This window comes from uncultured Intestinimonas sp. (genome assembly GCF_944387725.1).
Classification (GTDB): domain Bacteria; phylum Bacillota; class Clostridia; order Oscillospirales; family Oscillospiraceae; genus Intestinimonas.
Genome location: NZ_CALXGA010000072.1, coordinates 1 through 10,261, shown reverse-complemented (window position 1 = coordinate 10,261; position 10,261 = coordinate 1). Strand labels below are relative to the sequence as shown.

Below are 10,261 nucleotides of genomic sequence, written 5' to 3'. Positions count from 1 at the left end.
GGTGTATTGCTCGACGGCGGTGTCTGGTCCGGTTTCTGACTGTCCTGCATATTGTTTTTGAGCGAATTATCGTTCTGTTCACCGCAAGCCACAAGAGGACATATCATAGCGAAAGCAAGTAATAGTGTTAAAAATTTCTTCATCGTATGTACCTCCAATCTGCAATATGTTTCTGTCATTTTAGACGCAAAATTTTCTGTGATGTTTCATTTTAATCATTATAAATACAAAAAAGTTTTACGCAAGGCATGATAAAACATTTCATCCAGCCATTTAGAGGTTAGAGACTGCTATTTGGTGAAACCGACGGAGTTCGGTTCATCACTACTTATCTTGAAAAGGGACGGTGCGCACTCCCTTTTCAAGGAAGGTAGTGATTTCAAGGGAAATTGAAAAGTCCCGTCAATTTGACGGGAATTCTAACTGTCACGTCAAATTTCCATCGAGTTTTCTCTCTCGGTTTCGTTATAGGGAATCGTTCCTTTCTGCTCATGGGAAAAAGAAACGAGCAGCCATTTTCTATGCAAAAATGGCTGCTCGCAGTGGGACAATATCCAGTTTTACTCTCCATATACAATTAGTTGCGTAATGCCATCGCTATTCATATAAACGCTTTGGCAATTCCCCGTAGTGGCCCAAGTATCATCTTCGCTGTGTGCAACTGTAAGAAAAACGATCTTCCACATATCAGCGTGATCATCATAGTATGCGTTTGTTGCGTTATACTCAATCGTGCCTTCATTCTTCGCTCTTTCCACCGCTGCATCTTGATTGTCAATCGGATAGATGTCTACATTTACAAATTCGTTCGGGTTCACTCCAGGGTCTCCCTCCTGGTATGTTGCAACATCTTCTTCGTATGAAAAACTTGCTAAAGACTGACCGGCTGGCTCATTGGTAGATAAATTACTATTCGGCTCGTCGAGTGAAGAAATAATTGTTTCTGCTTGCTGATTACACGCCGCTAAAGATAAGATAAGCACAAATGCTAAAATTAGAAAGTTGTATTTTTTCATAGTGCAACCTCCTTTCTGAATACACATTCTTATTGATATAGACGTAAAATCTTCTCTCAAGTTCCATTTTTCATTATAAAATACAAAAATGTTTTCCGCAAGGCATGACAAGTAACCAGAGTTAGCTGTTCTCAAGTTAGGACATGCTATTTGGTGAAACCGACGGAGTTCGGCTCATCACTACTTATCTTGAAAAGGGACGGTGCGCATTCCTATTAGACAAACGCTGGAAATCGTGGTACAATAGTTGGCATTGAGGACCGGCGGAGGAAAGCCGGAAAAGGAGACGATTTCCAAATGAAATTGGCTGGCGCAGAGCAGATGCGGGCTCTGGATCAAGCCGCCATCTGGGAGCGGGGCATTCCCTCTCTGGAGCTGATGGAGCGGGCGGCCCAGGCGGCGGTCGCCCAAGCCCTGGCGGAGGCGCAGGGGGTCCACCGGGCCGCCGTCTTCTGCGGCAGCGGCAACAACGGCGGAGACGGCGTAGCCGCCGCCCGCCTCCTCCGGGCGGCGGGGCTGGAGGTTCGGTGCTTTTTGGCGGGCCGCCGGGAGAAGCTGACCCCAGACTGCCGGGAGATGGTCCGACGCTGGGAGGAAACGGGTGGAAAGCTAGAGGACTTTACAGGAAGCCCGGAGCAGGCCGCTTGGTGCGCCGGCTGCGGCGTGCTGGTGGACGCCCTCTTCGGCATTGGCCTGAATACGGAACTCCGGGGCTTGCCCCTGGCCGCAGTAGAGCTCATGAATGCCTGTCCTGCACCCACCTTGGCGGTGGACCTCCCCAGCGGGGTGGAGGCCGATACCGGGCAGGTCCTGGGCGTGGCGGTGGAGGCCGCGGCCACCGTCACCTTTACCCTGCCCAAGCCCGGCCTCCTGCTGGGGGAGGGCGGGACCCGATCCGGCCGGATTATCGTGGCTGGCATCGGTATCCCGACCGACCTGGTCCGGGAGGTTGGCGGGGACCTCCACGGGGTCTTCCCAGAGGAGCTCTCCCTGCCCCGGCGGCGGCGGGATTCCCACAAGGGGGACTATGGAAAAAGCTATATCCTGGGGGGCAGCGTGGGCTACAGTGGGGCCCCGGTGCTGGCTGCCCAGGCCGCCGTCCGCTCCGGCGGGGGACTGGTTTCCGTGGGAGTCCCCGCCCCCGTGTGGCCGGTGGCCGGGGCCAAGCTGGACGAGGCCATGCCGCATCCCCTCCCGGCCAACCGGGAGGGGGGCTTCTCCTTGGAGGCGGCGGAGGAGGCACTGCGCCGGATGGAGGGCTGCGGGGTCTGTCTCATCGGCCCCGGCCTGGGCCGGAGCAACAGCGCCGCCTCGGTGGTCCGGCGGGTGCTGCGGGCCGTCCATCTCCCGGTGGTGTTGGACGCGGACGGCATAAACGCCCTGGAGGGGCATATAGATGTACTGGACGCCCGCCGGGGGGCCTGTACGGTGCTCACCCCCCACGACGGGGAATTTATCCGGCTCAGCGGCGCTCCTGTGGGGGAGGACCGGCTGGCGGCGGCCAGGGCCTTTGCCGCAGAGCACGGCTGCGTGTTGGTGCTCAAGGGCCACCGGACCATCACCGCTTTCCCGGACGGAGCCGCCTATGTCAACGCCACCGGCAATCCCGGGATGGCTAAGGGGGGCAGCGGGGATGTGCTCAGCGGCATCCTGCTCTCCTTTTTGGGGCAGGGGATGCCGCCCCGGCTGGCTGTCCCCATGGCGGTGTGCGTCCACGGCATGGCCGGGGACCTGTGCGCTGGAGAGCTGGGGGAGTACGGCATGACCCCCGGCGATATAATCGGCGCCCTGCCCCGGGTGCTCAAGGCTCTGGAGGGCCGGAGGGGAGCGCCGAACCTGTAAGGAGGGGCTGCCTGTGGGCAAAAAAATGGGGTGCGCATGGATGGTGGTCCTCTGCCTGCTGCTTTCCGCCTGCGGCGGGGGAGAGGCGGAGGCACAAAACGCCGATGAGCTGGCCCTGGCCATTCGGACGGAATACCTGGCCATGGAGGGCTGTACCGCCCGGATGGAGATCACTGCGGACTATGGCGAGCGGGTCTACGGCTTCACGCTGGATTTGAGCTATACCAGGGAAGGAGAGACCACCCTCACGGTGGTGGCGCCAGAGGAGGTGGCGGGGGTCACCGCCCGGCTGTCCGGGGAGGCCGCCTATCTGGAGTACGACGGGGTGAGCCTGGAGACGGGCCCCCTGGACGAGAGCGGTTTGTCCCCGGTGGGGGCGATACCCGTTCTGCTGCGGGGGGCCCGGGAGGGCTTTATCGCCGAGAGCGCCCTGGAGACGGTGGGGGAGCAGGAGTGCCTGCGGATGACCTGTCGGGACCCGGAGGCCCCGCCGGGGGAGGGGATGGAGCTCTCCCTGTGGTTTGACGCCGCTACCCACGGCCTGGTCCGGGGGGAAATCCTGTCGGACGGCTTCCGGGTTATCGACTGCGTTTTTACGGATTTTGTCCTGACCCCTCCCCAAGAATAAAGCAGAAAAAGCGAGGCATTGGATCGAATGGACGACATGCGAAAGAGAACCTGGGCGGAGATCGACCTGGACCGGCTGGCCCGCAATTACCGGGCGCTCCGGGCCCTGGCGGACCCGTCCTGTAAATTTATGGGGGTGGTGAAGGCCAACGCCTATGGCCATGGGGCGGTGCCGGTGGCCCGGGCCCTGGAGTCTCTGGGGGCGGAGTACCTCTCGGTGGCCTGCCTGGATGAGGCCCTGGAGCTCCGGGAGGCCGGCGTCCAGGCCCCCATTTTGATTCTAGGGCTCACCCCGCCGGAATACGCCGGGGCCCTACTGGAGCACGGGATCGCTCAGACCGTGGGGGACCTGGAGACGGCGGCGGCTCTCTCGGCGGCGGCAACGGCGGCGGGAAAGCCCCTGACGGTCCACCTAAAGGTGGACACCGGGATGTCCCGGCTGGGGATTCTCTGCGACGAGGCCCACCTGGAGGGGGCGGCGGAGATTATCCGGCGAGCCTGTGCCCTGCCTGGACTTCGATGGGAGGGTATCTTTACCCACTTCGCCAACGCCGACGGGGACGAGGCCTATACCATGCGGCAGTTTACCCGGTTCCTGGACCTGCTGGACCGCCTGGCAGCCAGGGGGATTGTCTTTCCCATCCGGCACTGCGCCGCCAGTGCGGCGGTGCTGAACTATCCCTGCACCCACCTGGACATGATCCGGCCCGGCATTGCCCTCTACGGCCACTATCCCGCCCCTGGCATGGAACTCACCTGTGCGCTGGAGCCGGTGATGACCCTGAAGACCCGGGTGGCGGCGGTGCGGGACCTGCCCGCCGGCACGGCGGTGAGCTACGGCTGCACTCGGGTGCTGGAGCGGGACAGCCGGGTGGCGGTGCTGCCGGTGGGCTACGCTGACGGCTATTTCCGGCTCTTCTCCGATGCCCTGGAGGTCCAGATCGGGCCGGGCCGGGCCCATCTCCTGGGCCGGGTGTGCATGGACATGTGCATGGTAGACGTCACCGACCTCCCCGGCGTGTCCCCGGGGGACGAAAGCGTCCTCTACGGCGATCAGGCGCCGGTAGAGGCCGGGGCTGACCTGGTGGGGACCATTCAGTATGAGCTCCTCTGCGACGTCTCTCCCCGGGTGCCGCGGGTCTATCTGGGTGGCGGAAGGGAGGATTGACCGGGGCCTGTCCCACCGCATAGACTGGACAGGGGGGACCGGGACCTCCTCCGGCTTCCGCCGGGCGGGGTCCCGGACCGGGCAGGCGGCGGGAGACGCCGGCTTTCCGAATTTGAAGACAAGTGTATAAATCCCGCCGCCCCGTGGGAGAATCATAGTAACGGCGTTACATAGGCTTCGGCCTTCGTGACGCAGGGTTACTATCTTCCAGCGGAGTGTGAGCATACGTGGATAACAGCGTGAAACGCGGCGACATTTTTTATGCCGACCTCAGCCCCGTGGTGGGCAGCGAGCAGGGGGGCGTCCGCCCGGTGCTGATCGTCCAGAACGACACGGGCAACCGGCACAGCCCCACGGTGATTGCGGCCGCCATCACATCTCAGACCGGCAAGGCCAAGCTCCCCACCCATATCGAGCTGGCCGCCATGAACTATGGTCTGCCCAAGGACTCGGTGGTCCTGCTGGAGCAGATTCGGACTCTGGACAAGAAGCGGCTGAGAGAAAAGATGGGCCGCCTGGACGACAAACTGATGCACCGGGTAGATTCCGCCATTGCCGTCAGCTTTGGCCTGCACCCAGAGGAATTGGTATGAGGGGCGGGGCCGCCGGACCTGGTTCCGGCCGGCCCGCCCTCCCCGGAATTGGAGGTTACATATGAAAAAGAGCGCGAAGAGGACCCTCACCGCCGCCCTGGCCGCAGTCGCCCTGGCCCTGCTGCTGGGGGCCGCCGCCGGGGGGCAGACCGATCCCCTGGTCACAAAGAGCTATCTGGACGAGGTGACCACCCCCGGCATTCTGGCCCAGGTGGACGCCGAGCTGGACAGCCGGGAGGAGGCCCTGGCGGACAAGCTCTCCGACGAGGCGGAAGGGTACCGGAAGGACCTGGAGGCACTGCTCTCCGGGGCCGGCGGAGTGGTCTCCGGGGGAGGCTCCTCGGTCTTCTCTGTGGTGACGGTTCCGGCGGGGCAGCGGCTCCTCGGCAGCACCGGCTGTGAATTTTTGCTGCGGAGCGGCTCCGCCTCCTGTGTAGCGGAGTCGGCGCCGGGGCTCATTGATACCACGGAAGGCGGAACCCTGGCCGGCGGCGGGGTGGTCCAGTCCAACCATCTCTACCTCATCACCGCCGACGGACGGGGCCTGGCCGCCTCTTCTGAGGTCACGGTGCTGGTCCGGGGGAGCTATACCGTTGGCTGAATGTGTACGCGGCGTCGGGGAGCTGGGGCTGGAGTCGGTGCGGCTGGGCTGTTTTGCCGATAACCGGGCCTCCCGGCGCACCATTGCCGCCTGCGGCGGGTGGCGGCTGGAGACCAAGCCCGATCTGGACGGGCGGCCCGTGGAGCTTTGGCAGATCAGCATTGCCGGCGGGCAGGGCACCCCGAAGAGAGAGAAAGAGGGGAAGGGTCCATGCTGATTGCAGACTTACATATTCACTCCAAATATTCCAGAGCCACCAGCCGGGACTGTGTGCCCGAGTATCTGGACTTCTGGGCCCGGCGGAAGGGTATCGGCCTGGTGGGGACGGGGGACTTTACCCACCCGGCCTGGCGCACCGAGCTTTCGGAGAAGCTGATCCCGGCGGAGGAGGGACTCTACACCCTGGGGCCGGGGCACCGCTTTCAGGAGGATACTGCCTCCGGCCCGGAGCCACGCTTTGTGGTCTCCGGGGAGATCAGCACCATCTATAAAAAGGATGGAAGAACCCGGAAAGTCCACAGCGTCATCCTTCTGCCCTCCCTGGAGGCCGCCGAGCTCCTGTCCAGGAAGCTGGAGGTCATCGGCAGCCTCCGCTCTGACGGGCGGCCCATTCTAGGGCTGGATACCCGGGACCTGCTGGAGATCACCCTGGAGTCCTGCCCCGAGGCGGTCTTCATCCCGGCCCATATCTGGACCCCCCATTTTTCAGTGTTCGGGGCCTTCTCCGGCTTTGACAGCTTGGAGGACTGCTTCGGGGACCTGACGGGACACATCCACGCCCTGGAAACGGGGCTCTCTTCCGACCCGCCTATGAACGAGCGACTGTCCGCCCTGGACGGATACCAACGGGTGTCCCACTCAGACGCCCATTCCCCCTCTAAATTGGGCCGGGAGGCCGATCTGCTGGACATTGCGCCCTCCTATCCCGCCCTGCGCCGGGCCCTGGAGACCGGGGAGGGGCTGGCGGGCACGGTAGAGTTCTACCCGGAGGAGGGAAAATACCACCTGGACGGCCATCGGAGCTGCCGGGTCCGTCTGACCCCTGGGGAGACGTTGGCGGCAGGGGGGCGCTGTCCGGTGTGTGGAAAGCCGGTGACCATTGGGGTGCTCCACCGGGTGGAGGCACTGGCCGACCGGCCGGAGGGCTTTCAGCGGCCGGGGGCCAAGCCCTTTGTGCACCTGGTCCCCCTGCCGGAGGTCATCGCCGCCTCGGAGGGGGCCGGCGCTGCCAGCAAAAAGGTGACTGCCAAATACGAAAGCCTGCTGCGGTGTCTGGGGCCGGAATTTCAAATTCTGCGGGAAACCCCGATAGAGGATATTTCCAGAACCGCCGGACCTCTGGTGGCCGAGGGCGTCCGCCGGATGCGGGCGGGGGAGGTTCGCTGGGAACCTGGCTGTGACGGGGCCTATGGAGTTCTGCACCTGCTGGAACCGGAGGAGCGGGAGGCCCTGGAGGGCCAGGTGAGCCTCTTCGGTACGGCGCCGGCGCCGCAGGGGAAAAAGCGGCCTCCCTCCCCCAGACAGGCCTCCGCCGCCGGAAGCACCCAGGAGGAGGCGGGGGAGAGTCTGAACCCGGCTCAGATGGCCGCCGTTACCTCCATGGCCCGATCGGTCTGCGTGGTGGCAGGCCCCGGGACGGGTAAGACCCGGACCCTGGCCGCCCGGGCCGCCTGGCTCATCCAAGAGCGAGGGGTAAAGTCGGGGGAGATCACTGCCGTCACCTTCACAAACCGGGCGGCGGGGGAGCTCCGAGCCCGGCTGGAGCGCCTCTTGGGAGGAAAGCGGGTGGCCCATGGGGTGACAGTGGGCACCTTTCACAGCATTTGTCTGGAGATTCTATCCAAGCGCTCTCAGGGGGTCCGGCTGGCGGGGCCCTATGAAACCCTGGCGGCGGCGGAGGAGGTCCTCTCCAGCCACGGCGGCTGTGCGCCGGGGAAGCTGCTGGAGGGGGTCTCCCGCCGGAAGAACGGTCTGGAGACCGATGTTCCAGAAGGGCTGTGCCAGGACTACTGTGCCCGGCTGAGGGCCCTGGGCCTGCTGGACTACGACGACCTGCTGCTGGAGACCTTGGCCCTCTGGCGGACGGGACGGCCTGCCCCCGGTCTGGAGCGCTCCTTCCGCCATCTTCTGGTGGATGAGTTCCAGGACTGCGACGCCCTCCAGTATGACCTGCTCCTGGCCTGGGGCCGAAAAGGGGAGAGCCTCTTCGCCATCGGGGACCCGGACCAGTCCATCTACGGCTTCCGGGGGGCCGATCCGGTCTGCTTTGCCCGGCTGGAGGAGGACTTTCCCGGCCTGGAGCGGGTGACGCTGACCCACAATTACCGATCTACCCCGGAAATCCTGTGGACGGCCCTGTCGGTCATCCGCCGCAGCCCCGGTCCGGCCAGGGCTCTGGAGCCCCAGCGTCCATCTGGGGCTCCGGTGCGGGTCCTGGAGGCCGAGAGCGACCTCTCCGAGGCCATTTTCGTGGCCAAGGAGGTGGCCCGCCAGGTGGGCGGCGTGGATATGCTGGAGGCCCAGCGGGAGGGTTGGACGCCAGAGCGGACCCGGGGATTCCAGGACTTCGCTGTCCTCTGCCGCACCCGGCGGCAGCTGGAGCTCCTGGAGCGGTGTCTGAGCCGGGACGGCATCCCCTGTGTGGTGGCGGGCCGGGAAGACTTCCTGGCGGACCGGCGGGTGAGGGGAGGCCTGTGTTTTTTGCGAAACCTCCTGGAGCCCGGGGACAGCCTGGCCCTCCGTTCGGCCCTGGACCTGGGCTGGGACTGCCCCGCCGGCCTCTCCCAGGCGGCGTCGGAGGCTTGGGCCGGAAGCACCGGGACCTCGGAGGAGCGGGTCCGCCAGCTTCTGGGCCTCTATCCCCAGGTGCCCGACCTGGAGCGGTGGGGAGACCTGGCCCTGGAGCTCCTGCCGGTTCTCCGGCGGGAGCGGCCGGACCGGCTGTTGGAGCGCTGGGCGGCCGCCCTGGGCTGCCGGGAGGCGGAGCCGGTCCAGCGGCTGATCCACATGGCGGTCCTCCACCCCAGCCTTCCGGAGCTGCTGAAGGGGCTGACCATCGGCAGGGAGGGGGATCTGCTGCGGAGCGCGGGGCTGGACTATGCGTCCGGGACGGTCTCCCTGATGACCCTCCACGCCTCCAAAGGGCTGGAGTTCCCGGTGGTTTTCCTCTGCGGTGTAAAGGCCGGAACCCTTCCCCTGGAGACGGAACACCGGACTGCGGAGGAGGCCGAGGAGCGCCGCCTCTTCTATGTGGGCATGACCCGGGCCCGGGAGGAGCTCGTTCTCCTGACCCGGAAGGAGGGCTCCCGCTTCCTGGAAGACCTTCCCCCGGAGGGGGTGGAGCGGGGACAGGCCGTGCCCCGCCGTCCACGCCGGGAGCTGGTACAGCTGAGCCTTTTTTGATATGGAAAAGCCCAAAGCCCCGCCGGCAGAAGCCGGCGGGGCTTTGGGCTGGGATATAGGATGCATATCGGTATGGAGGAAGCTCCACACGAATGGGATAGACTTACTTCAGGTTCATGGAGCCGGAGATGACCATCTTCATGACCTCGCTGGTGCCCTCGTAGATCTCGGTGATCTTGGCGTCGCGCATGAAACGCTCCACGGTGTACTCACGGGCGTAGCCGTAGCCGCCCAGGAGCTGCACGCAGCTGCGGGTGACCTCATTGGCCACGTCAGAGGCCATCAGCTTGGCCATGGCGGCGTAGACGTTGTAGGCCTCGCCCTTGTCCTTGGCCACAGCGGCCCGCCAGGTCATCAGACGGGCGGCGTCCACCTTGGTCTGCATCTCGGCCAGCTTGAACTGGGTGTTCTGGAAGGCGGCGATGGTCTTACCGAACTGGATGCGCTCCTTGTCGTATTTGATGGCCTCGTTGATGGCGCCCTGGGCGATGCCCACGGACTGGGCGGCAATGCCGATGCGGCCGCCGTCCAGGGCCTTCATGGCCATCTTGAAGCCCTTGCCTTCCACGCTGCCCAGCAGGTTCTCGGCGGGGACACGCACATCCTCATACACCACAGCGGCATTGGAGGCGGCGCGGATGCCCATCCGGGGGATGTCGGGGGTGACGGTCAGGCCGGGGGTGTTGCGGTCCACCAGGAAGGCGGACATGCCCTTGTGGGCGGGGACGGACTTGTCAGTGAGGGCGAAGACCAGGAAGGTGTCGGCAAAGCCGGAGTTGGTGGTGAAAATCTTCTCACCGTTGATGACGTACTCGTCGCCGTCCTTCACAGCCACAGTGCGGGCGCCCGCCACGTCGGAGCCAGCGCCGGGCTCAGTGAGGCCAAAGCAGCCGATCTTGGAGCCGTCGGCCAGGGGGCGCAGCCACTTCTGCTTCTGCTCCTCGGTGCCGAACTCCTCGATGGTGGAGGCGCACAGGGAGGTGTGGACGGAGAGGGTGATGCCGGTGCTGGC

Annotated in this window: 9 protein-coding genes; 7 read left to right on the top strand and 2 right to left on the bottom strand. The window is 64.2% G+C overall.

Features of this window, described 5'->3' with window-relative positions:
• Positions 1-560: 560 nt before the first annotated feature.
• Entirely contained in the window at positions 561-1,016 is a 456-nt protein-coding gene (locus Q0K09_RS09290) for a hypothetical protein (protein ID WP_294475608.1), read from the bottom strand.
• Between the two features lie 297 nt (positions 1,017-1,313).
• On the opposite strand from Q0K09_RS09290, the gene Q0K09_RS09285 reads away from it, so the two are divergent.
• The 7 genes from Q0K09_RS09285 to Q0K09_RS09255 all read left to right on the top strand — a co-directional run bounded on the left by Q0K09_RS09285 (position 1,314) and on the right by Q0K09_RS09255 (position 9,249).
• Positions 1,314-2,858: an NAD(P)H-hydrate dehydratase gene (locus Q0K09_RS09285; RefSeq protein ID WP_294475605.1), complete on the top strand. Its 1,545-nt coding sequence runs from the start codon at positions 1,314-1,316 to the stop codon at positions 2,856-2,858.
• A 13-nt stretch (positions 2,859-2,871) separates the two neighbouring features.
• Positions 2,872-3,486, top strand: coding sequence for a hypothetical protein (locus Q0K09_RS09280; RefSeq protein ID WP_294475603.1), 615 nt, complete (start codon positions 2,872-2,874; stop codon positions 3,484-3,486).
• A 27-nt stretch (positions 3,487-3,513) separates the two neighbouring features.
• Positions 3,514-4,653, top strand: a complete 1,140-nt coding sequence (alr, locus tag Q0K09_RS09275) for an alanine racemase (protein WP_294475601.1) — start codon at positions 3,514-3,516, stop codon at positions 4,651-4,653.
• A 227-nt stretch (positions 4,654-4,880) separates the two neighbouring features.
• Positions 4,881-5,246 carry a type II toxin-antitoxin system PemK/MazF family toxin gene (locus Q0K09_RS09270; RefSeq protein ID WP_294475599.1) on the top strand — a complete coding sequence of 122 codons (366 nt, stop codon included), beginning with the start codon at positions 4,881-4,883 and terminating at the stop codon, positions 5,244-5,246.
• Between the two features lie 61 nt (positions 5,247-5,307).
• A complete protein-coding gene (locus Q0K09_RS09265; protein ID WP_294475597.1) occupies positions 5,308-5,847 on the top strand; it encodes a hypothetical protein in 540 nt (179 codons plus the stop codon).
• Positions 5,840-6,064: a hypothetical protein gene (locus tag Q0K09_RS09260; RefSeq protein ID WP_294475596.1), complete on the top strand. Its 225-nt coding sequence runs from the start codon at positions 5,840-5,842 to the stop codon at positions 6,062-6,064. The genes Q0K09_RS09265 and Q0K09_RS09260 overlap by 8 nt, the downstream gene beginning before the upstream one ends.
• The gene (locus tag Q0K09_RS09255) at positions 6,058-9,249 is read left to right on the top strand and encodes a UvrD-helicase domain-containing protein (protein WP_294475594.1); all 3,192 of its coding nucleotides are present in this window, start codon (positions 6,058-6,060) and stop codon (positions 9,247-9,249) included. Before Q0K09_RS09260 ends, Q0K09_RS09255 begins: the two co-directional genes overlap by 7 nt.
• A gap of 103 nt (positions 9,250-9,352) precedes the next feature.
• Here the strand turns inward: Q0K09_RS09255 and Q0K09_RS09250 are convergent.
• Positions 9,353-10,261: acyl-CoA dehydrogenase family protein (locus tag Q0K09_RS09250; protein ID WP_294475592.1), on the bottom strand; the 909-nt coding region annotated here is incomplete at its 5' end.

Excerpts from the sequence above, each read along its gene's own strand:
- Q0K09_RS09290 (WP_294475608.1), bottom strand. The coding sequence starts at position 1,016 with ATGAAAAAATACAACTTTCTAATTTTAGCATTTGTGCTTATCTTATCT.
- Q0K09_RS09285 (WP_294475605.1), top strand. The coding sequence starts at position 1,314 with ATGAAATTGGCTGGCGCAGAGCAGATGCGGGCTCTGGATCAAGCCGCC.
- alr (WP_294475601.1), top strand. The coding sequence starts at position 3,514 with ATGGACGACATGCGAAAGAGAACCTGGGCGGAGATCGACCTGGACCGG.
- Q0K09_RS09265 (WP_294475597.1), top strand. The coding sequence starts at position 5,308 with ATGAAAAAGAGCGCGAAGAGGACCCTCACCGCCGCCCTGGCCGCAGTC.
- Q0K09_RS09255 (WP_294475594.1), top strand. The coding sequence starts at position 6,058 with ATGCTGATTGCAGACTTACATATTCACTCCAAATATTCCAGAGCCACC.